Origin of the sequence: Sphaerospermopsis sp. FACHB-1194 (assembly GCF_014696235.1) — a bacterium.
Taxonomy (GTDB): domain Bacteria; phylum Cyanobacteriota; class Cyanobacteriia; order Cyanobacteriales; family Nostocaceae; genus Sphaerospermopsis; species Sphaerospermopsis kisseleviana.
Map to the genome: position 1 here is coordinate 18548 of NZ_JACJPU010000022.1, position 25401 is coordinate 43948.

Annotated in this window: 21 protein-coding genes and 1 pseudogene; 16 read left to right on the forward strand and 6 right to left on the reverse strand. The window is 38.1% G+C overall.

Annotated elements, in window-relative coordinates; all coding sequences use genetic code 11:
• Positions 1-410: 410 nt before the first annotated feature.
• The 9 genes and pseudogenes from surE (at position 411) to H6F45_RS14165 (ending at position 12995) form a co-directional block, all read left to right on the forward strand.
• A complete protein-coding gene (surE, locus tag H6F45_RS14125; RefSeq protein ID WP_190347474.1) occupies positions 411-1208 on the forward strand; it encodes a 5'/3'-nucleotidase SurE in 798 nt (265 codons plus the stop codon).
• A gap of 126 nt (positions 1209-1334) precedes the next feature.
• Positions 1335-2225 carry an MBL fold metallo-hydrolase gene (locus tag H6F45_RS14130; RefSeq protein WP_190347475.1) on the forward strand — a complete coding sequence of 297 codons (891 nt, stop codon included), beginning with the start codon at positions 1335-1337 and terminating at the stop codon, positions 2223-2225.
• A 298-nt stretch (positions 2226-2523) separates the two neighbouring features.
• Positions 2524-3654: a bifunctional riboflavin kinase/FAD synthetase gene (locus H6F45_RS14135; protein WP_096572197.1), complete on the forward strand. Its 1131-nt coding sequence runs from the start codon at positions 2524-2526 to the stop codon at positions 3652-3654.
• Positions 3655-3780: 126 nt separating this feature from the next.
• Positions 3781-4454 (forward strand): annotated as a pseudogene (locus H6F45_RS14140) (MoxR family ATPase).
• 108 nt (positions 4455-4562) lie between these two features.
• Entirely contained in the window at positions 4563-6008 is a 1446-nt protein-coding gene (locus H6F45_RS14145; RefSeq protein ID WP_190347476.1) for an AAA family ATPase, read from the forward strand.
• Between the two features lie 175 nt (positions 6009-6183).
• The gene (locus tag H6F45_RS14150) at positions 6184-6600 is read left to right on the forward strand and encodes a hypothetical protein (RefSeq protein ID WP_199301823.1); all 417 of its coding nucleotides are present in this window, start codon (positions 6184-6186) and stop codon (positions 6598-6600) included.
• Between the two features lie 92 nt (positions 6601-6692).
• Positions 6693-7232 (forward strand): cytochrome C, encoded by a 540-nt coding sequence (locus H6F45_RS14155; protein ID WP_137667346.1) that lies wholly within the window; start codon positions 6693-6695, stop codon positions 7230-7232.
• Between the two features lie 341 nt (positions 7233-7573).
• Positions 7574-10360, forward strand: coding sequence for a preprotein translocase subunit SecA (gene secA / locus H6F45_RS14160; protein WP_190347477.1), 2787 nt, complete (start codon positions 7574-7576; stop codon positions 10358-10360).
• Between the two features lie 148 nt (positions 10361-10508).
• Entirely contained in the window at positions 10509-12995 is a 2487-nt protein-coding gene (locus tag H6F45_RS14165) for an N-6 DNA methylase (protein ID WP_190347478.1), read from the forward strand.
• A gap of 19 nt (positions 12996-13014) precedes the next feature.
• On the opposite strand, the gene H6F45_RS14170 is transcribed toward H6F45_RS14165, so the two are convergent.
• Positions 13015-13821 (reverse strand): hypothetical protein, encoded by an 807-nt coding sequence (locus tag H6F45_RS14170; protein ID WP_096572191.1) that lies wholly within the window; start codon positions 13819-13821, stop codon positions 13015-13017.
• A 559-nt stretch (positions 13822-14380) separates the two neighbouring features.
• Here H6F45_RS14170 and H6F45_RS14175 point away from each other — a divergent pair.
• The 6 genes from H6F45_RS14175 (at position 14381) to H6F45_RS14200 (ending at position 17938) form a co-directional block, all read left to right on the forward strand.
• A complete protein-coding gene (locus H6F45_RS14175; protein WP_096572189.1) occupies positions 14381-14578 on the forward strand; it encodes a hypothetical protein in 198 nt (65 codons plus the stop codon).
• Positions 14579-14661: 83 nt separating this feature from the next.
• A complete protein-coding gene (locus H6F45_RS14180) occupies positions 14662-14802 on the forward strand; it encodes a hypothetical protein (protein ID WP_190347504.1) in 141 nt (46 codons plus the stop codon).
• A 384-nt stretch (positions 14803-15186) separates the two neighbouring features.
• Positions 15187-17034, forward strand: a complete 1848-nt coding sequence (gene thrS, locus H6F45_RS14185) for a threonine--tRNA ligase (RefSeq protein ID WP_242052625.1) — start codon at positions 15187-15189, stop codon at positions 17032-17034.
• 63 nt (positions 17035-17097) lie between these two features.
• On the forward strand, positions 17098-17286 hold the full coding sequence (locus tag H6F45_RS14190; protein ID WP_096572187.1) for a hypothetical protein: 189 nt from the start codon (positions 17098-17100) through the stop codon (positions 17284-17286).
• Entirely contained in the window at positions 17271-17573 is a 303-nt protein-coding gene (locus tag H6F45_RS14195; protein WP_137666244.1) for a type II toxin-antitoxin system RelE/ParE family toxin, read from the forward strand. The genes H6F45_RS14190 and H6F45_RS14195 overlap by 16 nt, the downstream gene beginning before the upstream one ends.
• A gap of 29 nt (positions 17574-17602) precedes the next feature.
• Positions 17603-17938 carry a XisI protein gene (locus H6F45_RS14200; RefSeq protein WP_096572185.1) on the forward strand — a complete coding sequence of 112 codons (336 nt, stop codon included), beginning with the start codon at positions 17603-17605 and terminating at the stop codon, positions 17936-17938.
• A gap of 266 nt (positions 17939-18204) precedes the next feature.
• Here the strand turns inward: H6F45_RS14200 and H6F45_RS14205 are convergent, their stop codons facing one another.
• Positions 18205-18618, reverse strand: coding sequence for a DUF29 domain-containing protein (locus H6F45_RS14205; RefSeq protein ID WP_190347479.1), 414 nt, complete (start codon positions 18616-18618; stop codon positions 18205-18207).
• Between the two features lie 229 nt (positions 18619-18847).
• Here H6F45_RS14205 and H6F45_RS14210 point away from each other — a divergent pair, with 229 nt between their 5' ends.
• Complete coding sequence (locus H6F45_RS14210; protein ID WP_190347480.1) at positions 18848-20533, forward strand: NAD(P)H-quinone oxidoreductase subunit 4; 1686 nt, start codon at positions 18848-18850, stop codon at positions 20531-20533.
• 894 nt (positions 20534-21427) lie between these two features.
• Here the strand turns inward: H6F45_RS14210 and H6F45_RS14215 are convergent.
• The 4 genes from H6F45_RS14215 to H6F45_RS14230 are packed head-to-tail and all read right to left on the reverse strand — an operon-like array spanning position 21428 to position 24937.
• A complete protein-coding gene (locus tag H6F45_RS14215) occupies positions 21428-23749 on the reverse strand; it encodes an SBBP repeat-containing protein (RefSeq protein ID WP_190347481.1) in 2322 nt (773 codons plus the stop codon).
• 52 nt (positions 23750-23801) lie between these two features.
• Positions 23802-24425, reverse strand: coding sequence for a hypothetical protein (locus H6F45_RS14220; protein ID WP_190347482.1), 624 nt, complete (start codon positions 24423-24425; stop codon positions 23802-23804).
• Between the two features lie 28 nt (positions 24426-24453).
• Positions 24454-24729, reverse strand: a complete 276-nt coding sequence (locus tag H6F45_RS14225; protein WP_190347483.1) for a hypothetical protein — start codon at positions 24727-24729, stop codon at positions 24454-24456.
• Complete coding sequence (locus tag H6F45_RS14230; RefSeq protein WP_190347484.1) at positions 24716-24937, reverse strand: hypothetical protein; 222 nt, start codon at positions 24935-24937, stop codon at positions 24716-24718. Before H6F45_RS14230 ends, H6F45_RS14225 begins: the two co-directional genes overlap by 14 nt.
• Positions 24938-25401: the final 464 nt, after the last annotated feature.

Here is a 25401-nt window from a genome sequence, read left to right on the forward strand (position 1 = left end):
GGATTTTGGATTTACTCCACCCTAAAATGTGGAGCTTGAGGATTTTAGATTGGCGTTAGCGAAGCGTAGGCAGCGCAGAGAGTATTTTGGATTAATTCTGCCCTGAAAAGGCCGAGTTTATCCCGAAAATTCTCAATCCACAATCTAAAATCCAAAATCTAAAATTTTTCGGTCAGTGGTCAGTAGTCAGTAGTCAGTGGCAAAATACAAACAACCAACAACTGACAAAGGACAATTAACCTTAGCAATGTGCCATAAACCAGTCAATGCCACAAGGTGAAACTTTCCTCTGTTTACAGTTTAGAAGCTAGAGAGCATGAGAAAAGTTTTTTTTGCAGTTGTTACCAAAAACACTGACAACAGACCATGAACTAATTATTAATTACCAATCACCTTTTCCCCAATAACAGATGAAATTACTAATAAGCAACGACGATGGAATTTCCGCTTTAGGTATTCGCACCTTAGCCAACACCCTAGCCGAAGCTGGTCATCAAGTGAGTGTAGTTTGTCCAGATCGAGAGCGATCGGCAACTGGACACGGATTAACCTTACATCAACCAATTCGCGCTGAAATGGTTGAAGCCCTGTTTCATCCTGCTGTTAATGCTTGGGCTTGTGACGGTACACCTTCCGATTGTGTAAAATTGGCATTGTGGGCGTTACTCGATTCCCCCCCAGATTTGGTATTATCAGGAATTAACCAAGGTGCGAATTTAGGAACAGAAATTCTTTACTCTGGAACTGTTTCGGCAGCAATGGAAGGTATGATTGAGGGCGTTCCTAGTATTGCTTTGAGTCTCACCAGTCATACACACAAAGACTTTCAGCCAGCTGCCAAATTTGCCAAACTGCTAGTAGACCATCTGGCAGTAGAACCCTTACCAGATTTAATGTTACTTAACGTCAACATTCCCCCAATCTCTTGGGAAGAAATAGCTGGTGTCACTCTCACTCGTCAAGGAGTGCGTCGCTATGTTGACGTTTTCGATAAGCGAGTTGACCCCCGTGGCAAAACTTATTACTGGTTAACTGGAGAAGTTTTAGAAGATGTCGAACCAACACCAGGGTTAAATTTACCCCCACACATTCCCATAGATGTAGAAGTTATCCGTAAAAATTTCATTAGTATTACTCCTTTGCAATACAATCTTACTTATGCCAATGGACTGCATAAATTGTCTACATGGAAATTTAACTTTACTTAAATTTTTCTGTATTTCCAAAGACTCAAGTCTAAATTAAAACCATTACCGTAAAATTTACACTTTAAACTAGAAAAATAAGCAGCATTTTTTTGATTTATCGCCCGCTCAGTCCAGCAACCAACAACCATGTCTAGGATAGAGAATCAATTTACAGTGCAGTTTTGGGGCGTTAGGGGTAGTATCCCCTGTCCTGGTCCACACACCGTCCGTTATGGAGGTAATACCCCTTGTGTTGCCATGCAAGTGGGGGGTAAACGTTTGATTTTTGATTGTGGTACAGGAGTTCACGTTTTGGGACAATCTTTACTGTCCCAAATGCCTGTAGAGGGTCATATCTTCTTTACTCACTCCCATTGGGATCATCTACAGGGGTTTCCATTCTTTACTCCGGCTTTTATCAAAGGAAATAAATTTAATATCTACGGTGCGATCGCCCCCGATGGCTCAACCATTGAGCAACGTCTCAATGACCAAATGCTTCATCCCAACTTCCCTGTACCCTTGCAGATTATGCAGGCCAACTTGAATTTTTATACTGTTAAAGCAGGTGAACCAATTCACATTGAGGACATTACCATAGAAACGACACATTTAAACCATCCAGGTGAAGCCGTAGGATATCGAGTTAACTGGTGTGGTGGAGCAGCCGTTTACATCACAGATACAGAACATTTTCCTGATAGATTAGATGAAAATGTCCTCTGGCTATCACGCAATGCCGATATTTTGATTTATGATTCCACCTACACTGATGAAGAATACTCTTGGGCTAAATCACCAAAAATTGGTTGGGGACATTCTACTTGGCAAGAAGCGGTGAAAATAGCCCAAGCAGCCAACGTGAAAACATTGGTCATTTATCACCATGATCCTGCCCACAATGATGATTTTTTAGATAATGTGGGTAAACAAGCAGCGGAGAAATTTCCTGGTGCAATTATGGCCAGAGAGGGATTAATACTGGATGTTCCTGTATTAGATGCTGTCTCTAAATCATTACCTTTACGTAAGTCATAAAATAATCGTTTAGGTGATAGGTGACTCTTGACAAGTGTGAGAGAGAACAGTTCTTAAATGATGACCGTCATCATTGGACAAGATATAACTTCCCCAAGACGATACTTATTCAAAAATGTTAAAAAAGGTAATTTTTTAGGATAATTACTAATTTGTAATTGGTAAACAAGGTAATGGGTCTGCTAATTTTACACCCTGCACCCCTTACCCTACACCTGCTCCAAGCCTCAAATACGTCTAAAAGGCAGAGGTTGGCAAACGCTGATAACGAAAATAAACCTAAAATCCCTGAATCCAAGTGCTAAATTTGTCTGAGGCTGGTTGTTTTTTTTGGGGGTGTTCTATGTGGGTTGCTGCTTCTACTGAACAGCTACTAACACCAACTGCTGTTGCTCTTGGTAAATTTGATGGTGTTCATCTTGGTCATCAAAGAGTAATTCAACCAATTTTGCATTCAGCAGTAAGTGAAAATGGGCGGGGAAATGGGGATAAATTACCAAAATACTCACCAGATCATCCCTCTCAATTATTAACCGTACCATCATCCCCAAACCATACATATTCAACGGTTGTTACCTTTGATCCTCATCCCCAGGAGTTTTTTACTGGTCAACCCCGTGCTTTGTTAACTCCCCTAGATGAAAAAGTCGAACAACTGCGATCGCTAGGTGTAGAACAACTTGTATTATTACCCTTTGATAGAGAATTATCTGCTTTATCACCAGAAGATTTTGTCAAAAAAATCCTTGTCGAAAAACTGCAATGTCAAAAAATCAGTGTTGGGGAAGATTTCTGTTTTGGCAAAAAACGCATGGGTAACGCCAAAGATTTGCAAATTATCGCTGCTCAGTACAATATACCTGTAACTATAGTTCCCATACAAACTGATACAGTAAATTTTCCCAACAATACTGATAATATCCCCAATGATTTCACAGAAGATGGTCGTATTAGCACTTCCTCAATTCGCCAAAGTTTAGAATTAGGAGATATGACTAGAGCAACCCGCTTACTGGGAAGACCTTATAGTTTAACTGGTGTGGTGATAACAGGGCAAAAATTAGGTAGAACCATTGGTTTTCCTACTGCTAACTTGCAACTTCCAAAAGATAAATTTTTACCCCGTCTGGGAGTTTACGCTGTGCGGGTTTTCATTCACAGTGAAACCCCTGATACCGCTCCTGTGGAAAAATTAGGCGTAAAATTAGGCGTGATGAATATTGGCAACCGTCCCACTATCAACGGTACATACTCAACAATAGAAGTACATTTATTTGATTGGTCTGGTGATTTGTACGGTAAAACATTGGTGGTAGAGTTAGTCAAATTTTTACGCCCAGAACAAAAATTTGCTGATATAGAAGCTCTGAAAACCCAAATTCAACTTGACTGCACCATAGCCAAAGAAATTTTAAATAGGACATACTGAATTTGAATGATAACTGGGGAACAATATATATATTGGTGATTGGTGACTGGTGACTGGTGATTGGTGACTGGTGACTGGGAAGAATAAATTAATTACCAATTACCAATTACCAATTACCTAAAGAGAATGAGAGAAAAAATTGACGCTTTAACCCAAAATCTGGCTCGTACCATCGTTGGTAAAAATGAAGCAGTACGCTTGGTTTTAGTTGCTTTGCTTGGTGGTGGTCATGCTTTATTAGAAGATGTACCTGGTGTTGGTAAAACCTTGCTGGCGAAATCTTTAGCGCGTTCTGTAGATGGTAAATTTCAACTGCTACTCAAAACCCCGTCGAATACCAAGGAACATTTCCTTTACCAGAAGCACAAATGGACTGGTTTATGCTTTCCTTGAGTTTGGGTTATCCTTCGGAAACAGAAGAATTACAAATGTTGCAAAATCTTCAGGAGGGTGTACAAGTTACTGATTTACAACCTTGTATTACTTTGGAAGAAGTTGCACAATTACGTCAACTTTGTTCACAGGTAAAAGTAGAAACATCTTTACAAGAATATATTTTAGAATTGGTGAGAACTACGAGACAGGATGAGGAAATTACTTTAGGTGTTAGTCCTCGTGGTAGTGTGGCATTACAAAAAGCTGCCCAAGCATTAGCTTTTATATTAGGTAGAGAATATGCAATACCCGATGATGTGAAGTTTTTAGCGCCTTATGTTTTGAGTCATCGTTTGATTCCTAGAGGGGGAAGGAATGCGAAAACGATAGTTGATCGGATATTGCGATCGGTTGCTATTCCTTAAAGGTGAGAGGTAACAGGTGACAGATGTAAAAGTTTGTTTTTGTATAGTTACATCTTGCACCTGTTACAACTATAATAAATTTATTGGATAAAACGACAGTTTATAATCATGCAGAAAATTATTATCAAAAACTTCGGTGCTATTGAATATGCAGAGATTGAAGTTAGAAAAGTATTAGTTTTAATTGGTGAACAAGCAAGCGGTAAAAGCACTATTGCTAAATTGATTTATTTTTTTAAATCACTAAGAGATGATTTGTTTAGTCAAATATATCAGGATGCAGAAAAAGCGAATTTTGATAAACTGCGTGATATTATGTTTCCCGTAAGAGAAAAATTTTACGACTTTTTCGGTTCTACATTACACTTACCTGATTTTGAAATAACATTTTATTATAGTCTTGAAGAAGATAAATGGTTGAGATTAACCCTTAATGATAAGAAAAAACTAGATTCTCGATTCAGTGATAATTTCTTTAATGAGGATTTTAAAAATTCTGTAAGCAATATTAAAAAACTTCTTCAACAAGATTTAAGTACAAACAATATTTACGAACAATTGACGTATGAGAAAAATAGAATTAGATATGCTCAACGGCTTTCTAAGTTGTTGAATGAATTATTTGAAAGTAATCAAACAGATTCATTGTTTGTAATTGCAGGTAGAAATGCGACAGTAAGTTATTCTGATTTTTTTGAAAGATACTTATCGGCAAGTATTCAAAATAGTTTAGAAGAAAATAGGAATAAACCAATAGAGGAAAATGAGGAAAGGGAAAATAACAAAAAAGCATTTCAGCGTAAGCAACAAACAATAGATGAAACTTTAATGTTGAAATTTATGGAAAAAGTTGCGAGAATTAAAGACACATTCAAAAAATTTGATAATTTTGAGGGACTAATTGAAAGTTATGAAGATGATGAAAATATACAACAAAAATTATATGGTATCAAAAACCGAATAGATGAAATAATAAAAGGTGAATACAGGATTGATAATTGGGGAGAAAAAATTATATTTAACACTCAAAAAGGAGAGTATGTTCATCTTTCTAATGCTTCATCAGGACAGCAAGAATCTATAAGGATTTTACAAGATATATTCCTGAATATTCTTGATAATACCAAAATATTAAGAATATTGGAAGAGCCAGAAGCCCATTTATTCCCTATTGCACAAAAACAACTGATTGAGTTATTATCTTTAATGGTTAATCAAAATGATGATAATCAACTCATCATCACCACTCATAGTCCTTATGTACTTACAGTTTTTAATAATCTTCTATTTGCGAATAGAGTAGTTGTCAAAAATCCCGATGCAGAAGTTGAAGTAACACAAATAATCCCTAAAGATTGTTGGTTACAAGCTGAAGATTTTTCAGCTTATTCATTAGGTAATCAATCTTCTGAAACAACGCATTATTGTGAGTCTATTTTTAATACTGAAAAAGGTACTATTCAACAAAATTATCTGGATACTGTTTCCGAAATTTTGGGTGGTGATTTTCAGACTTTATACAGTATCCACGCTAGAACTTTTAAAAGAAGATGAGCAAATTTGACGATATTAAAGAACTGCTATCAAATGCGTTTCCTAAGTTTCCTAATATTCTACAAATAGAATTGAGAGCAGAGTTTTCTGTGATAGACTATAAAGGACAATCTTTTATCTTATCATTGTCAGTATTGATTTCGATGATAATACATTTATTCTAAAAATCAATGGTGTGGAAACTATAATTCATGGTTTTGATAGCAGCAAATTATTTAATATCATTCATGCTACGGGAGTTGCTTTTATTCCTATTGATGGTAAACAGGGACTTTTAGGATTTGGTGATTCTCATTGTGATTTTGTATTTTTTGATGAAAGTTATTTCTGTTTTGTAGAGTTCAAATTAAATGCAACCAGTTTGAAGAAGGTAAACAAAAATAGAGTAGATGCGATTAGACAATTAAAAAATACTATAGATTTATTTGATGATAAACTAGAAAGGAATTATGCAGGTTTAAATTTAGAAGCTTATGTTTGTACTCCTGAATTTTACCCTAGATTAAATGCCAGTTGGCAAGCATTAGCACAGGATTTTTTAGAAGATTATGGTATTCCACTTTTTGAAAGGAATGATAAAACCTGCAAGTAAATAGAAATTAATGCAACAAATTATAATAAAATCTATCTAAATATCAGGTGTATACAAAAACCAAAATATTCACTTTTACCATAATGCTATTTATGCCTAGTATGTTTAAACCTAAATCATCCCACAAAAAACTCAAACGCCAACTACTGATAGTCATGCTGATTATTTTCGGTTGGAGTGTCGCCATAGGATTTATACTAGGTCTAGCCACCAGCACCCAAGCAGCAAACCCTCCGGAAATTGGTACAGTTGACGTAGTACGCGCACAATATAAGTTAGGAAAAGAATTATATATAGAAAACTGTTCAACCTGTCATCTAGCTTTACCACCAGAGGTATTTCCTACCCAAACCTGGAAAAATATCTTGGAAGACTCCCAGCACTATGGCGCAACTATTACGCCCTTAATAGGAATACAACGCAATTTAGTATGGAAATATGTTTCTACCTTTTCCCGTGTGCAACTGCAAGACGAAGAAACACCCTATCGTTTAAACAGATCACGTTATTTTAAAGCTTTACATCCTGGTGTAGAATTACCAAATCCTGTAACAATGGGTAGTTGTGTTAGTTGCCATCCTGGTGCAAATGAGTATAATTTCCGCCAACTGACAGCAGAATGGGAAAAATAAATTGGTGATAATAGTTGATAGTTGATAGTTGATAGTTGATAGTTGATAGTTGATTGGGAAACATCAAATTGATTACCCAGTCACCAGTCACCAGTCACCAGTCCCCAGTCACCTGTTCTAGTGGCAAAATGATACTATGAAAGAAGTTTAACTATAAGATATGAGTTAAAACCAATCACAAAATCGGGTGATTGGTAAATTTTCATTTCGGTTTTGAGTTGATTCTCATTTTCTACCCATCCACCACCAAAACGGTTGGGTTGAGTTAAGCGTCTATAATTATATAGCTTTTAGCTAAACCTTTAATTTCCATTCCCCTTGTTCTAGTTCTATAAACTGCCATGCTAAAACTATTGTTGGGCGATCCCAACGCTCGTAAACTAAAAAAATACCAGCCTTACATTACAGAAATTAATCTCTTAGAGGAAGAAATTAAAGCACTCTCTGATGATGAATTAAAAAGTAAAACTACTGAGTTTAGACAACGTATATCTAAGGGTGAAAGCCTTGATGATATTCTACCAGAGGCTTTTGCGGTTGTTCGTGAATCTGCTCGACGGGTGTTAGGATTACGACATTTTGATGTACAGTTACTCGGTGGGGCAATTCTGCATACTGGGCAAATAGCGGAAATGAAAACCGGTGAAGGTAAAACCTTGGTGGCTACCTTACCGAGTTATTTAAATGCCCTCACGGGTAAAGGTGTTCACGTTATTACAGTGAACGATTACCTGGCACGTCGGGACGCGGAATGGATGGGACAGGTTCACCGTTTCTTGGGTTTAAGTGTGGGGCTAATTCAAGCCAGCATGAGTCCCACAGAACGGAAGAAAAACTATGACTGTGATATTACTTATGTAACTAACAGTGAAATCGGTTTTGACTACCTGCGGGATAATATGGCCACTTCTATGGCGGAGGTGGTGCAGCGTCCCTTTAATTATTGTGTTATTGATGAAGTAGATTCGATTCTGATTGATGAAGCACGGACACCGCTAATTATTTCTGGACAGGTGGAAAGACCGACAGAAAAGTATTTACAAGCGGCAGAAATTGCTTTTACTCTTAAAAAAGATGAACATTACGAAGTAGACGAAAAGGCGCGTAACGTTCTGTTAACGGATGAAGGTTTTGCAGAAGCGGAAAACCTTTTAAATGTAACTGATTTGTTTGATCCTGAAAATCCTTGGGCGCATTTTGTGTTTAATGCGATTAAAGGTAAGGAACTATTTCTCAAAGACGTGAATTATATTGTTCGTAATGGGGAAGTGGTGATCGTTGATGAATTTACCGGTCGGGTATTACCGGGACGACGTTGGAGTGATGGACTGCACCAAGCTATTGAAGCGAAGGAACGGGTAGACATTCAACCAGAAACCCAAACTCTGGCAACTATTACCTATCAAAATCTGTTTTTGCTGTATCCTAAGTTGGGAGGAATGACAGGAACAGCGAAGACGGAAGAGGTGGAATTTGAAAAGATTTATAAGTTGGAAGTAAGCATTATTCCTACCAACCGGGTGAGAAAACGCCAAGATTTATCGGATATGGTGTTTAAGACGGAAATGGGTAAATGGCAGGCGATCGCTAAAGAATGTGCGGAAATGCACGAACAAGGTAGACCTGTGTTAGTGGGTACGACCAGTGTAGAAAAATCCGAACTTCTTAGCCGTCTCTTGAAGGAAATAGAAATTCCCCATGAGTTGCTAAATGCTAGACCGGAAAACGTGGAACGGGAAGCGGAAATTGTCGCCCAAGCTGGACGCAGAGGGGCTGTAACCATTGCCACCAACATGGCAGGACGGGGTACAGATATCATCCTGGGTGGTAACTCCGAATATATGGCGCGGTTAAAGTTGCGGGAATATTTTATGCCCCGGATCGTTAGCCCTGAAGATGATGAGTTTAGCATTCAACGGGCTTCTGGACTTCCTACCGGTCATGGTGGAGGACAGGGTTTTGTGCCTGGTAAAAAGGTGAAAACTTGGCGTGCTTCCCCGGAAATTTTCCCCACTCAGATATCAAAGGAAACAGAACAACTGTTAAAAGAAGCGGTAGACGTGGCGGTAAAAGCTTACGGTGAAAGAAGTTTACCGGAGTTGGAAGCGGAAGAAAAAATCGCGGTAGCTGCGGAAAAAGCGCCTACTGATGATCCTGTGATTCAGAAATTGCGGGAAGCTTACCAGCGCATTAAGCATGAGTATGAAGAGTTTACTGGTAGTGAACATGATGATGTGGTGAACCGTGGCGGTTTGCACGTTATTGGTACTGAACGTCATGAATCACGACGCATTGATAACCAATTGCGCGGACGGGCGGGCAGACAAGGAGACCCTGGAACAACGAGATTTTTCCTCAGTTTAGAGGATAACTTGTTAAGGATCTTTGGGGGCGATCGCGTTGCCGGCTTAATGAATGCTTTCCAAGTAGAGGAAGATATGCCTATTGAGTCAGGTATGTTGACTCGCAGTTTGGAAGGCGCTCAGAAAAAGGTTGAAACCTATTACTATGACATCCGTAAACAAGTATTTGAGTATGACGAGGTAATGAATAACCAACGTCGTGCTATTTATGCGGAACGTCGGCGGGTGTTGGAAGGTCAAGACCTGAAGGAACAGGTAATTAAATATGCTGAGAAAACGATGGATGACATCGTTGATTATTACATTAACCCTGATTTACCTTCGGAAGAATGGGAGTTAGAGAAGTTGGTGGATAAGGTGAAGGAGTTTGTTTACCTGTTGGCTGATATGCAGTCTAGTCAGTTGGAGGATATGGGAGTTCCAGAAATTAAGGCTTTCCTCCATGAACAAGCGCGTATTGCTTATGATCTTAAGGAAGCAGAAATTGATCAAATTCAACCGGGTTTGATGCGTCAAGCGGAAAGGTTCTTTATTCTGCAACGCATAGATACTTTGTGGCGTGAACACTTGCAACAAATGGATGCTTTGCGGGAGTCGGTTGGTTTGCGTGGTTATGGGCAAAAAGATCCTCTGATTGAGTACAAGAGTGAGGGTTATGAGTTGTTCTTGGATATGATGGTGAATATCCGCCGTGATGTGGTTTATTCGCTGTTTATGTTCCAGCCTCAGCCACAACCTACGGTGCAGACTTCTGGGATGGTTTAGGTTTTTTCACGCAAAGACGCAGAGAGTTGTTTTCTGCGTCTTTTGTTTTAGGAGGAATTAACCACGAAGACGCGAAGAGCGTGAAGGAAGAAGAGGAAGAGGAAGAAAAGAGAAGGTTATTTATTCAGCAAACATTTGCGCTAATCTCATGAAATCAAGTAATCTCAAGTCCCAAAAGATCCCGTTACAAGCAAATTCTCTAGAATCAACAAGACAGGAAATATTAAGAAGGATACAAGCATCTGGCTATCCTCCAAATGGCTTACTTTTAAACTCTAGCTTTTTAGGTAAAAATGGTCAAAATTACGCAGCAGATATTATTGTTTTTTCTCCTGATGCTGTCCTGCATATAGAACCATTATTAGTGGTCAGCATAGCTAAAAATGGCTTTACCTTTAGCTATGAATGGGTAAACTCATTTCAAGACTCAGGAGCAAAAAAAATAATTTGGTTTAATGGTAAAATCTTAAAGCTTTTCTATCTTAATTCTCAAGAAAAATATCAAGAACTTCCTCCATTTTTACCTAATTGGGCTGAAATTAATCAAGAAAATAGTATTTTCAGTCAACATTTCAAATCTAATTTAACTCCTGCTTATGATTTAAAGCAAATTTTATCAGACTTGCATGATCATTTTTATGGTAATAGTAATATTCGCATTCCTTCCCGTTTGGGTACAGAAATTCAAAAAATAATTTTATTGAAAAAATTTGATGAAGAACAACCTCATAACAGAAGTAATTTTTATATTGCAGAAAATGAACTACCACAGGGGTTAAATGGTGATAAAATTATACCATCTGATGCTGTTGTCTCAGTCGCAAATCGTCTGCGTAAATTACTTACTCAATATGATTTAGAAAGAAATGAAAAGCAAAAATTAGGAAATTTAGACTTGGATGATCAATCCCTTTATCATGCTGTTTTTCAACTAGAAAGATTATCTTTGAAAAAAACTCCTACAGATGTTTTAGGTGATGCATTAGAAGCATTTAGAGTTTATACAGTTAAAAGAGAAGGAGGTCAGTTTTTTACCCATCGTTATGTAGTAGATTTAGCTTTACATTTAGTAGGATTTACAGGAGAAAAACATCAAACATTAGCAGATATCAGTTGTGGAACTTCTGGTTTTTTACATAGTGCAAAAAACATTATTATTAATAAAGCTCAAGCAGAAAGTATAATTACCGAAGAAGAACAAAATAATTTAGTTAGTGAACTACTTATTGGGTTAGAAGTAGATCAAGACTTGGTGCAGATATCTAACACTTCACCGGAATTTTTTAGCCTACCTAAAATGTTGGTTGAAAGACAAGATAGTTTAGCTCCTTATGGAACTTGGAAAAAGGAAATATCTGAGCGTATTCAACCAAAATCTAGATATTTTATGGTAGGAAATCCCCCCTTTGGTACAAAGATTGTAGTTAAAGATACAGAAACATTAAAAAGATTCTCTTTAGCTTATGCTTGGAAAAAAGCGGGTCATAAATGGCAAAAATCAACCGAAAAAATTGTATCCAGATCACCAGATATTTTATTTATTGAACGCAATTTAGATTTTTTAATTCCCGGAATAGGTAGAATGGTATTAGTTGTACCATATCAAATCCTCAGCGGACCCAAAGAAGGTTTTGTTCGTGAATGGTTAATGACAAATTGTAAAATAATTGCAATTGTTGATTTACCGGAAGATACATTTCAACCCTATACAGGAACAAAAGGATCACTTTTAGTAGTTGAAAAAAGATTGAATCCTAATCCTCAATGGAGAGATGAACTAGATTATCCAATATTTATGGCCTGTCCCCAAAAAATCGGACATGACAGACGGGGAAGACCGATTTTTAAAAATAATGAATCGGCAGAAATAGATGTTGATTTACCTGAAATTTCCACAGCTTATGATGCTTTTTTAGCTGGAAATAATCCCAGTCAAGTATCGGAATTAGCTTTTACTATCTCTTCTCAATTCATCAAAAATAATTCCGATATTCGCTTGAATGCTGCTTATTATCGTCCTTCATCAATAGATTTACGCGATAAGTTAATTACAATTGTTAAGCAGGATTTATCTTTAACAATTACTCCATTAGGAGATTTAGTTAAAGATATTTTTTACCCTGGTAGATTTAAACGTGAATACACAGAAGATTTAGAAAACTCAGTTCCTTTTTTGGGAGGTTCTAATATTACACAACTAATTCCTGTCACAGAAAAAAGAATTTTAAAAGACAGTATTCACTATCAACAATTAGCTTTAAAAGCAGGATGGATTTTAATTACCAGAAGTGGTACTACAGGAATAGTATCAAGTGTGCCTCAAAACTGGGAAGGTTTTGCAGCATCAGAACATATTATTAGAATAATTCCTGATCCTGAAAAGTTGCATCCTGGTTATTTATACGGTTATTTGAAAAGTGAAATTGGACAAAATTTACTCAAAAGTGGGATTTTTGGATCTGTGATTGATGAAATTAATTCTAGTTATATTGCATCAATACCAGTTCTCCATCCTCAAGATAAAAGTTATGCTGATAAAATTGGTGGAAAAATGTATAAAGCTGATCTACTCAGATATCAAGCGTCAATTTTAATTCAAGAAACTACTCAAACAATTGAAAATCTAATAATTTAGATGTGTAGTTACTTATAGTTTATATCCTGCCTTTTTCGTGATAACCTTTAACTACTCTGGTCATGAGTTCTAGCAGTTCATCTAACGTTTGATTACCTTGGATTTGATTACTTCTTTCTAACATTAAAAATGTATTTTGCGGGGTATGTTTACCACCACGATCCAAAGGAATTAAATGACCGGATTGAATTGTTCTTGGTGTATCAATAAGCTGAGAAAATTCAATGGGAATTAATTGTATAGGATCAAGATATATTCCCGGTTTTACGGAATGTTCCAACAGCCAAATAAAGCTATCTTGAATAGAATTATCTTGTAAACTAGGTGATCCATTCATTGATAAAGCTTGTAGAAAATACTTTACTTCAACCAGTGTTGCATCCACTTGTGAAGCATAAAATTTATGTTCTAATGGAAGTTCCCAACGATTTATTCTATTTCCATCTTTTCCATCTTGCGGCCTACCTGGCACACGACTAGATGTAGGTTTCCAAGGTGCAGAACGTCTCCCTGCATCACGAAATTTTGTGATAATAGCACGAATTTTTTTCTCTTCATATCCTGCTGATAATAATAGTGTTTTAAATAAACTAGAAGTTAACTTGATAAGTTGTGTTACTGCCTCTACAGAAATATTATATTCTTGTACAGCTAATTTTTTGATATTTTCAGAAATTGCCTCTACAGGAAAAACATTGTCTTTGACAGATGAATTTTTAATTTCTGCTATGGTTTTGTCTATTAAATCATTCTCATCTCTATCTTCTAATTTTTTAAATATCTGAACTTTTTTATTACTTAAATTCTCATCTTTCTTTTTTGCCATAATTGTTACTCATCTTGAAAGTTAAACAAATCAACATAAGAAACATGGAGAAATTCAGAGAGTTTAAAATAATACCGTAGTTTAAATTGCTGTAACACGAAGTATAACTACGAGTTTTGCCTAGAAAAGTATATATAGTAAAATAGTCAAGAGGTTTACCCTTGACTGACTTTTATTTTTTAAATAATTTGGTCAAACTTTGACTATAAATAAATATATAAAGAATTATTTTACTTACCCCAGTTTCTAGACATCATCTAATAAAACATCATCGCCATTTTCCGCTATTTCTATAAATGCTTTTTCCCAACCTTTTCTTACTTGTTTAACTGGGCGAATAATGAAATGATTTCCTTGAACTTCTATTTCTACTTCTGAGTTAATTACGCTTTGTTATAAAAGTGTTTGAGGAATAAAAACACCTTGCAAATCTCCGATTTTGACAATTTGGACTTTAACAGCTTTGCCCATTGTATATGATTGAGTAAATATATTCACAATTGTATCACAAAAATATTATAATCATGTTATGCTATAAAAGTGTATGGAGAAAAGATCCATGACTACTTTAGTGAAAGAATTATTAAGCACATTTGGTAGTTTACCAGAATCCGAAAGATTAGAAATAGCTGTGGAGATTTTGAAACGAGTTACAAATTTAGACTTTCCACCTTTATCCGATGACGATTTAGTGTGGAATGCTGAAGAAATTTTTTTAGAATTAGATCAACAGGAAACAGACTATGAGTACCCCTAAACGTGGAGAAGTTTGGCTTGTTGATCTGGGTTACACTGCAAAAGTCAGACTAACAATATTTCAAGATTCAAGGAAAAAATATTATGAATGTATCTATTTCTGACCAAATTATTGAACAATTAAAAATAATGTCTCAAGACTTGCAATATCAAGTCCTGGAATTTGCCCGCAGTTTGACAACAAGGGTAGGTATTTTACATTGTCGTCAGGGCAAGACTTGGTAGACAAGGTGGACAAGGTGACAAGGGAGGAAAACAGTACAAAGTCTGTATTCTTAGTCACAAAAATAGTCCGTCAAAAAATCATTGTCCGTATAAAATCTTCCTTGTCCATCCCTTCGACTACGCTCAGGACAAGCCTTCCTTGTCTTCCTGGTCTTGCCTTCACAGATTATATTAAAAACCTACCCCTGTGAGGTGGGGTCATCCCACAAAATCGCATTGCTCCCCAACTGTTAACAGAACTGCGGTTAATCGGAAATGCTTTTCCCAACTAGCTCAGTGGGGGTGATAAATTAGGGGAGTCCAGAGAATAAAGCCCACTGCGTCGTCAGCAAGTGGACTATGATTTTAAGAATATATTTTCAACAATTCTATTTGTAATCGCCAATGGTTCAACAGCCGATGTCGCCAACTCAAGAAACTCAAAACCTAGAAAAACCAGCAGAGAAAATCTATTTACCCCGCACCAGCGAATCAGAAACATTAAAAAAAATTCGCCATACTGCTTCTCACGTCATGGCCATGGCCGTACAAAAGCTGTTTCCCAAGGCGCAAGTTACCATTGGTCCGTGGATTGAAAACGGTTTTTATTATGACTTCGATAACCCCGAACCCTTTAGCGATAAGGATTTAAAAGCCATCCAAAAAGAGATGGTGAAGATTATTAACCGCAAACTCCCAGTTATTCGGGAAGAAGTCAACCGCGAAGAAGCAAAAAAACGAATTGAAGCAATTCAAGAACCGTATAAATTAGAAATTCTCGCAGATATTAAAGAAGAACCCATTACCATTTATCATTTAGGTGATCAATGGTGGGATTTGTGCGCGGGTCCCCACGTCGAAAATACCAAGGAAATTAACCCCAAAGCGATAGAATTAGAAAGCGTAGCCGGTGCTTATTGGCGCGGAGATGAAACTAAAGCCCAGTTACAACGCATTTACGCTACTGCTTGGGAAACTCCCGAACAACTAGCAGAATATAAACGCCGCAAAGAAGAAGCGTTAAGGCGTGACCATCGTAAACTGGGTAAAGAACTCGGTTTGTTTATTTTCGCCGATCCTGTCGGTCCTGGTTTACCCCTTTGGACTCCTAAAGGTACGCTGTTAAGAAGCATTTTAGAAGACTTCCTGAAAAAAGAACAGTTAAAACGGGGTTATTTACCTGTTGTTACTCCTCACATTGCCAGAGTTGATTTATTTAAAACATCGGGACACTGGCAAAAATACAAGGAAGATATGTTTCCGATGATGGCTGAAAATGAGGAAGCTAAAGCCATTGAACAGGGTTTTGTCCTCAAGCCAATGAACTGCCCCTTTCATATCCAAATATACAAGAGTGAATTAAGATCCTATCGGGAATTACCGATGCGGTTGGCGGAATTTGGTACAGTTTACCGCTATGAACAATCGGGAGAACTGGGTGGTTTAACGCGGGTACGTGGTTTTACTGTGGATGATTCCCATTTATTTGTTACTCCTGAACAACTGGATGAGGAATTTTTGAATGTTGTAGATTTGATTTTGACGGTGTTTAGAAGTCTGCAACTGAAGAATTTTAAAGCGAGATTGAGTTTCCGTGATCCAGCCAGTGATAAATATATTGGTGGGGATGAAGTTTGGGATAAAGCGGAAGGTGCGATTCGTCGTGCTGTGCAAGAATTGGGAATGGACTATTTTGAAGGTATTGGGGAAGCTGCTTTCTATGGCCCAAAACTCGATTTTATCTTCAGTGATGCCTTAGATAGAGAATGGCAATTAGGGACGGTGCAGGTAGATTATAATTTACCTGAACGCTTTGATTTAGAATACGTTGCTGAAGATGGTTCGCGTAAACGTCCTGTAATGATTCACCGCGCACCCTTTGGTTCTTTGGAACGGTTGATAGGGATTTTAATTGAAGAATATGCGGGTGATTTTCCTTTATGGTTAGCACCTGTGCAGATTCGACTTTTACCTGTAGGTGAATTGCAAGTTGATTTTACTAAAGAAGTTGCTGCGAAAATGGTAGCTTTAGGAATTAGAGCCGAAGTTGATTTAAGTGGCGATCGCTTGGGTAAATTGATTCGCAATGCGGAAAAAGATAAAATACCAGTAATGGCGGTAGTAGGTGCGAAGGAAGTAGAAAGTAATTCTTTGAGTATTCGTACCCGTGCATCTGGGGAGTTGGGAGCGATATCTGTAGATGAAGTTGTGAATAAAATGCAGGAAGCAATTTCTAATTTTAGCAACTTCTAAAACTTCTAAAAAACCTGGCTGGGATTTACCCAGCCCATCAACAAATTAACTCAAAATGAAACTATGAGTACCACAAAAGAACAAGTACAATCTCTTTTACAGCAACTTCCAGACAATTGCACAATTGAGGATATTCAATATCATTTATATGTAATTGAAAAAGTACGTCGTGGTTTAGAAGTGGCTGATAAAGAGGGGACTATTTCACAAGTAGCAGTAGAAGAACGGTTAAATAAATGGCTTATCAAGTAGTTTGGTCTTCCACTGCAATAGAAGATGTAGAAGCAATTGCTAACTATATATCCCGTGATTCATCTGCTTATGCAGCAGCAGTTGTTCAGAAAATTCTTGATGTTACTCGAAATTTGAATAACTTTCCCTTTTCTGGTCGTATAGTACCAGAATTAAAAGAAGATAATATTAGAGAAAAGTTTGCCTACAACTATCGAATTATTTATCGAATTGAGAATGATACCATAACTATTGCATCTGTAATTCATGGAAAAAGGATATTAGATGTGGAAAATGATTTGCTATAGTCTGAATACTGGGGGGAGAAAATCACCCAATGGATAGAATAGAAACTTATCGAAATGTAATTCGCAATGTCCTTAAATCCTATTTGAATATTTTCTATGCTAACGCTAATATCCGTAACAGAGCAGCATTTGATTCAGAAACAGATCAATATCTAATTATTTCTGAAGGTTGGACAGAAAAACAGCATTTGCATAGTTGTTTAATTCATATTGAAATAATTAACGATAAAGTTTGGATTCAGTGTGATAATACAGAATATGGTGTTGCTAGTGAACTGATTGAATCCGGTATTCCTAAAGAAGAGATTGTTTTAGGATTTCATGAACCTAATGTCAGACAATATACAGGATTTGCAGTAGCTTAAATTCTCAATCCTGTTAATCCTTTAATCCTGGACATCCTGATTCTGACAAAAAAAATTAAGAATATTCCCAAAATTTCTCACTCAAAAGTGCATCAACATTAAGACTAAAATGCCACAAATCAGGAAACTCAATTTGAGAGGTTGTCTTAAAAGTTTTCGGCGAATATAATTCGCTACTACACAAACAAAGTCCACCTGCGTGGACTAACGAAAAATTAAGGATTTGAAACTTGCGTAGGCAGGTTTTGTCTGTGTAGATGTGATTTTTAATCGCCTAAGTTAGACTTTTCAAACATCCTCTGAGGATAATCTTCCCTAACTTCCATTAACGCATCTTCCCAAGCTTGATCCAATACTTCTGTAAAATATTGTTTTAAACTAAGAGATTGTTTCAAAAGTATTCTTAACTGACGACGTTGTTCTCGAATCGTCACTTCCCAACCACGATTATCATATTCACTATTAAGATAAATCCGTTTTAATAAATGTGTCCATAATACAATTAAACGGCTTTCAACTTCAGCCCTATCCCTACCCGCCAAGATTTCCATCTCCTCAATTAAATGTTCCACATCCAACCCATGAAAATCTCGCGCCTTGAGTTTGAGGATGGTATCTTCTAACCATAGATACTGATCTTGATCATAAAGACCTTCCGTTACTAATTTAATCTCTGTCATGGATTTAATAGATTTAATTTAATAGATTTAATTTAATAGCGCGATCGCCACTCATAACATAACTAAATCTTATCACATCAGCTACATATACCCTTACCAATACTAACCATAGGATTTTTCTAGGTATTTATTCTCTCTATATGTAAAGAGGGTAAAAATTTATAAAGAAATTGTTACAAAGTCCAGTACAATGTCATCATTACACAAATAAGTATTTTTCTCTATTGACATGATGGCGGAACAATTTCCTTGGCTGACCGCGATTATTCTCCTCCCTCTCCTTGCATCCTTTCTGATTCCTGTACTACCTGATAAAGACGGTAAACTTGTCCGTTGGTATGCCTTGGGTGTGGGTATCGCTGACTTTGCGTTAATGTGCTATGCTTTCTGGACACATTACAATCCTGCTGATGCGAGTTTCCAACTAATAGAAAATTATGCCTGGATGCCTACCCTGGGACTAAACTGGTCTGTGGCAGTGGATGGTATTTCTGCGCCTTTGGTACTTTTAGCAGGTTTTGTCACCACCCTTTCTATATTTTCAGCTTGGCAAGTTGACCGCAGACCACGCCTATTTTACTTTTTAATGTTGGTGCTATATTCGGCACAAATAGGGGTGTTTGTTGCCAAAGACCTGATGTTATTTTTCATTATGTGGGAAGTAGAACTTCTCCCCGTATATCTGTTAGTTTCCATTTGGGGTGGTCAAAAACGACGCTACGCCGCAACCAAATTTATACTATATACCGCAGCAGCTTCTATATTTATCTTAGTAGCCGCCCTCGCAATGGGTTTACAAGGCGACGGTACTCTGAGTTTTGATATCAGTGACTTAGCTACTAAAAGTTATCCTCTCGGTTTACAATTACTGCTTTATGCAGGTTTGTTTGTTGCCTTTGGGGTGAAGTTGGCAATTTTCCCCTTACATACCTGGTTGCCCGATGCCCACGGTGAAGCATCTTCCCCTGTATCTATGATTTTGGCAGGTGTGTTACTAAAAATGGGCGGTTATGGTTTAATTCGCCTGAATATGCAGCTTTTACCCGATGCCCATATTTACTTTGCACCAGTTTTAGCTATTCTCGGTGTGGTCAATATTATCTATGGTGCGTTAAACTCCTTTGCCCAAACTAACATGAAACGGCGTTTAGCCTTTTCTTCTATCTCTCACATGGGTTTTGTACTGCTAGGTTTAGCTTCCTTCACCGATTTAGGGATGAATGGGGCTATGTTGCAAATGATATCACATGGTTTAATCGCCTCCGTGTTATTCTTCCTGGCAGGTGTCACCTACGACCGCACCCATACAATGGTGATGAAGGATATGGGTGGTATTGGACAAGCGATGCCTGTGGTGTTTGCGTTGTTTACTATAGGTGCAATGGCATCTCTGGCTTTACCCGGTATGAGTGGTTTTGTTGGTGAACTCTCGGTGTTTGTGGGTGTAACAACCAGTGATGTTTATAGTTCCACTTTCTGCACAGTGACAGTTTTCCTCGCCGCTGTGGGTGTTATCCTCACACCTATTTATCTACTTTCTATGCTGCGTCAGGTATTTTATGGTAAGGATGCAGCATTGATTTGTGATATCAATAATGGAGGTTCGGAAAACCTGGAAGATGAAGGTACTGCTTGTTTTGGTACTGATTGTTTATTACCAGGTCAATCACTTTACACTGATGCTAGACCCCGTGAAGTGTTTATTGCAGCTTGTTTTCTAGTTTTAATTATCGGTATTGGTTTCTATCCTAAAGTGGCGATGCAGATGTATGACGCTACAACTGTGGCTATTAATGCCCAGGTACGTCAATCTTACACTGTGATTTCTGAAACTAAGCCTGGTATTTATGCTGGGTTTGCCAGTCCAAAAATTGCTGATGTTGAGGTTAAGTCTGTTTTGGCGACTGTTGAATAAACCTAATCTTGGGAACGAAATTAAGTTTTTTATTGTTTACTCAACAAAATAGAAAATTTTTGATCATAAATTAATCCCACTACTTTTACTATATTGGTAGTGGGTATTTTTTATAGTGAAGCATTAAATTTAAGTGAAATTAGCTAACTCATCTGATCTTGAGATATCAGATATAATCTGAACTTGAGGTTATCAAGTCAGTAGCTAGTTGCAATTAAATATAAGATGTGAGATGGGCCAGACAGACCGTCAACAGGCTAGAAGCCTGTTCCACTATCTAACAGTTAATTAAGCCTACTTACTTATTTCTATTGAGAGTGGGACAAAATTTGTAATCGGCGATCGCTCTCTTGATATCTAGTCAAAAACATTGATAAAAGAAAGAGTAATCTTAAATTTGATTACCCCTTTTTTTATATCAATTTTGATATCTAGGAAAGCAATTTGTGAGTGTTTTTCTGTGAAATGTGGGTTACGAATTAACTGCCGCCACCACCACTACTTTCACTAATTACTGGAATTACTTCTTCATACTCGTTATGGTATGAGCAGTTTGTACAGTGGTGGGTTACTCTTTTCCTTCCTGTACTGCTAGTCGTTGCAGCAACTAATATTGTAGAATTCCTGTTTAGCGTAAATTTTTCACATTCAGGACATTTTCGATTATTGATTGCTGAAAAGAGGTGTTTGTGCGGCAGCATGATTGAGAGAAAGTGCAATAGTGAAAAATAGAGCAACGCAAAATAGAGACAATCTTCGGATAAGTTTAGTCCACATCATTTAACCTATTGAATGTAGTTCAAGAATTATTTATGAAGCGGAAATTTCACAAATCTCCGCACAATAATTAAAAGCTTCTCTATTACTCAAAGTCATAGTATTGAGAGCCAGAAATCAGTTGAACTTGACGCTAACGATGATATCATTGAAATCTTTATCACCACCATTGGGCAAGTCCTCAAATCCGAAGACATTGTTGCCTAACATCCGCACATGGTCTACATTGTCCGAATTTGCACCAATATACGGGAAGTAAATGGCGGGGTTATTATTGGGGTTGCTATCAAGAAGTTGGTCTGGTGTGCCATTGACAATGAGAAACGGCGCAAATATTGAGCCACCCTCAAACTGACCCGTAAAGCTTGCTTGACCTTGATTGCCCACACTCAGGTTAATACCACCGACACGGTTCTTTACCGCAGCTTCTCCATAACCTGTTTGTCCGGGTAGCAAATCCCCCATACCATCGCCATTGGTATCAATGCTGCCGTTGGCATCTGCCACACGGAAGAACCCAACAAAGTTGTTATATGCTGCCTCACGGTTAACCGTAAATGTTGCCGTTTGCGTATCTGTTAGCCCACGTAAGTCAAGTACCTCACCTTCCTGCTGGTCTTGTAGATTAGTACCTATAGGTTTATCAGCTTCTGTTCCTAGTTGCATTTGCACCACTGCATCATTGAACTGACCACTCCCAGGACTATCCTCAAAACGCAGGTCAAAGGTGCTGTTACCTACGTCAGAAACTTGCAAGGAGGCAGGAGAGGATAGCAACAATTGTGACAGTGGTACTGTACCATTCCTTAAACCATCGAGAGTGCCGTTTTGTACTAATAGGAGGCGGAAGCGAATACCAGCATCGAGGTCTAGAGTCCGGGTGAGGTTAGTATCAAATCCGTTGGGCGAATTTCCTAAAGTTGAGAAAATACTGCGAGAACGTGACAGCACCGCTTGAGTGTAATTAGAATCGTTGGGCGCAATACCGTCTATAGTTCCTTGATCATCGTCTACAGTAAATAGTCCAATTTCGTTGACAACACTAGGACTAGCACTTTTGAGGAGAAACTGTATAGGGGTTGCAGCACCGTTAAGATTGAATACGCTGTCAGTATTATTAGGTATTAGAGTGATTTGTGTTTCCCCTACTTCATCCCCAAGCTTGACAATAAAGGCATCTATGCTGCCAGCACTGGTGAGGCTGGTATTACCAAAGGTAGCAGTATCCGAGAAGCCTCCTGTAGCGTAGATGTTACCCTTAGCGTCAGAGGTTATATCTAAACCCCTGTCTGCTAAAGTGCCACCAAAGTTCTGTGCCGATAGGAATTTGCCGTTACTGTCAAGTTTGGCAACGAAGGCATCACTATCACCTGCACTTGTAAGGGTGATGTTACCAAAAGTGGCTGTATCTGAAAAATATCCTGTGACGTAGATATTACCTGAACTATCGACAGTGATGCCGTTAGCTTTACAGAAAATACTGTCGAATTTTTGCGCCCAGAGGAATTTGCCACTGCTATCAAGCTTGGTGATGAACGCATTATCATTTCCCGTACTGGTCAGGGTAATATTGCCAAAAGTGGCAATACCATTGAAACTTCCCGTGATGTAGGTGTTACCAGAACTATCGACAGTAATGCCGTGAGCAGAGTCATAGGATGTACCACCCAATTTCTTTGCCCAGAGGAATTTGCCACTACTATCGAGCTTGGTTATGAATCCATCACTACCACCTGCACTGGTAAGGGTAATGTCTCCGAAAGTAGCAGTATCTGAAAAATATCCTGTGATGTAACTATTACCTGCTCCATCGCTGGCAATACCTTCGCCATAGTCATAGGATGTACCCCCAAATTTCTGCGCCCAGAGGAATTTGCCACTACTATCAAGCTTGGTGATGAAAGCATCATCACTACCTGCACTGGTAAGAGCAATATCGCCAAAGGTAGCGGTATCAGAGAAACTGCCTGTGACGTAGGAGTTACCGGAACTATCGACGCTAATGCCCATAGCTATGTCATAGGATGCGCCGCCAAATTTTTGCGCCCAGAGGAAGTTACCACTGCTATCGAGTTTGGTGATAAAGGCATCACCCAGACCTGTACTGGTAAGGGTGATATTACCAAAGGTGGCAGGATCGAAGAAAAAACCTGTGGCGTAAGTGTTACCTAAATTATCGACTGTAATGCCGCTAGATGTATTGTATGAACTACCGCCCAATTTTTGCGCCCACAGGACGTTACCACTTTTGTCAAGCTTGGCGATGAAAGAATCATTACCTCCCGTACTGGTAAGGGTGGTGTTGCCAAAGGTAACCGTATCTGAAAAGTCTCCCATTACGTAGGTGTTACCTGAAGCGTCGGCAGTGATACCCCAGCCAGCGTCAAACGCAGTGCCGCCAAATTGTTGCGTCCACAGGACGTTGTTAATGTTGCTCATGATAGATATGTATCAGTTGCTAGTAAATTTCTTTTGCCGTTAATTTTTCGGATCAAAGTTTAGTTTGTGGAGTTTCTGCTTGACGACCAGTGATTTTTTCTAACTGCGATCGCATTTCTCTACCAGTTTCTCGCTCGATAAATACCCTTAAGGAGTTCACACTTTTTTCCTGGCTGGTGTCTTGGGGAGTAGTTGATGTATAATCAAACTCAATTTCTGATACCTTTTTGTTGGGAGTGAGTAGCAAACCAGCAACTCCAAATAGGATCGTGTTGACTATCTTCGCGCCTGTGTTGCCTTTTTCATCTTCACGATATTGAATTCTACCCACGCTAGTCGGGGTAATCTGTACGGTACGAGTAGATTTTTTATCGTTAATAATTTCCAGTTCTTTGCCAGTTTCTTGGTAAATGGTAATGCCTGTACCATTGACAGTAATCTTACAAAGTCCTCGGCTTTCTACCTCATTATTTTTAAATATGCAATCACCTATTTTGCCGGCTCGATCATCCAAGGCTATAGGCGTTTCATAACCTTGACATTGGGAATTGAGGGGAAAGCGAGAACATAGCTGGTATAGCTTTCTTGCATCCAACCCATGAGCAGTGGGTATAAATACTGCCTCAACTAGCAGCAAGGGAATAAATACAATCCCTAAGAATTTACTTTTTTGCATAATTTTTCTGTGTTCTATTTGGAATTGTTTACAATCTGTCTTTGCTACCCAGATTTTTTTCTTCGGTGTCTGCAATATTGAGAATTTCTATGATGTCTTTACGCGCCAAATCCGGATCTTTGTTTAGAGGTATAATCTTGTAGTAAAAAGTGGCATACATTCCTTCTTTAGAAACTGTATCCCAACCGCTTGATATGTCATTAACTTTGCTTTGCAATTGCTTGGTTTTTTCCGCATCTGGAGGTGTTTTAGCGATTCGAGAAAAAGAAATTACGAGAATAAAATCATTGTTAGAGTGTTCCAACTTCTGGCACGATAAATCCATTTTGAGTCCGATTACCGTCAACTCCAGCTAATATTGCAATAGTCCCATCTTTTTGGACTTCATAATTCATCCCTAAGCGATCCAAGAAGGCTGTAACCGGGGAAGGTTTGGTTTGAGCAAATGCCTGAGTTGATAACGAACCCATAATTGTAACCGTAGCAACAGCGGTTGAGATAAAGTGCTTCATGGTCTTTTCCGTCGTCTTTGAGGAATATACTTAATATCACTGATGTCTATTAACTATTTCTAGTTCAGTTTCGGTTCACTATAATACTGATCTAAAATTGAGCTTGACAGATTTAGCACAAGCCCCTAATAATCTCTCATGCCTAGTCTCAAACTCTCAGTTACCGGACTGCACATCATCAAACAAGCTCGGAAAGAAAAGGATGGACGATTGATAATCCTTGTTGGTTAGAAACTGCGAGTCAAATTCTCGAACCCGGACGGAACTGGGAAAATGCGGAAGTTTTTGCAAATGGTGTATCTTTACCCACCTGGAAACATTTTCTGAAAGGTGATGCCATTGATGCCTCAGTATTCAAAGCGTTTTGTCAAATTTTGGGGCTAAATTGGCAAGGCTTACTGGCACGTTCTGTGGATTTTTCTGGATCTAGTACATCCCAAATTCCTAATATTCCCTTGTTCTTT

Bases quoted from the DNA above. Each gene is read 5' to 3' on its own strand.
- thrS (WP_242052625.1), top strand. From the start codon at position 15,187: ATGGTTCAACAGCCGATGTCGCCAACTCAAGAAACTCAAAACCTAGAA.
- H6F45_RS14220 (WP_190347482.1), bottom strand. From the start codon at position 24,425: ATGCAAAAAAGTAAATTCTTAGGGATTGTATTTATTCCCTTGCTGCTA.
- H6F45_RS14200 (WP_096572185.1), top strand. From the start codon at position 17,603: ATGGATAGAATAGAAACTTATCGAAATGTAATTCGCAATGTCCTTAAA.
- H6F45_RS14165 (WP_190347478.1), top strand. From the start codon at position 10,509: ATGAAATCAAGTAATCTCAAGTCCCAAAAGATCCCGTTACAAGCAAAT.
- H6F45_RS14190 (WP_096572187.1), top strand. From the start codon at position 17,098: ATGAGTACCACAAAAGAACAAGTACAATCTCTTTTACAGCAACTTCCA.
- H6F45_RS14145 (WP_190347476.1), top strand. From the start codon at position 4,563: ATGCAGAAAATTATTATCAAAAACTTCGGTGCTATTGAATATGCAGAG.
- H6F45_RS14230 (WP_190347484.1), bottom strand. From the start codon at position 24,937: ATGAAGCACTTTATCTCAACCGCTGTTGCTACGGTTACAATTATGGGT.
- secA (WP_190347477.1), top strand. From the start codon at position 7,574: ATGCTAAAACTATTGTTGGGCGATCCCAACGCTCGTAAACTAAAAAAA.
- H6F45_RS14180 (WP_190347504.1), top strand. From the start codon at position 14,662: ATGAATGTATCTATTTCTGACCAAATTATTGAACAATTAAAAATAATG.
- H6F45_RS14155 (WP_137667346.1), top strand. From the start codon at position 6,693: ATGCCTAGTATGTTTAAACCTAAATCATCCCACAAAAAACTCAAACGC.
- H6F45_RS14215 (WP_190347481.1), bottom strand. From the start codon at position 23,749: ATGAGCAACATTAACAACGTCCTGTGGACGCAACAATTTGGCGGCACT.
- H6F45_RS14195 (WP_137666244.1), top strand. From the start codon at position 17,271: ATGGCTTATCAAGTAGTTTGGTCTTCCACTGCAATAGAAGATGTAGAA.
- H6F45_RS14210 (WP_190347480.1), top strand. From the start codon at position 18,848: ATGATGGCGGAACAATTTCCTTGGCTGACCGCGATTATTCTCCTCCCT.
- H6F45_RS14175 (WP_096572189.1), top strand. From the start codon at position 14,381: ATGACTACTTTAGTGAAAGAATTATTAAGCACATTTGGTAGTTTACCA.
- H6F45_RS14130 (WP_190347475.1), top strand. From the start codon at position 1,335: ATGTCTAGGATAGAGAATCAATTTACAGTGCAGTTTTGGGGCGTTAGG.
- H6F45_RS14170 (WP_096572191.1), bottom strand. From the start codon at position 13,821: ATGGCAAAAAAGAAAGATGAGAATTTAAGTAATAAAAAAGTTCAGATA.
- surE (WP_190347474.1), top strand. From the start codon at position 411: ATGAAATTACTAATAAGCAACGACGATGGAATTTCCGCTTTAGGTATT.
- H6F45_RS14205 (WP_190347479.1), bottom strand. From the start codon at position 18,618: ATGACAGAGATTAAATTAGTAACGGAAGGTCTTTATGATCAAGATCAG.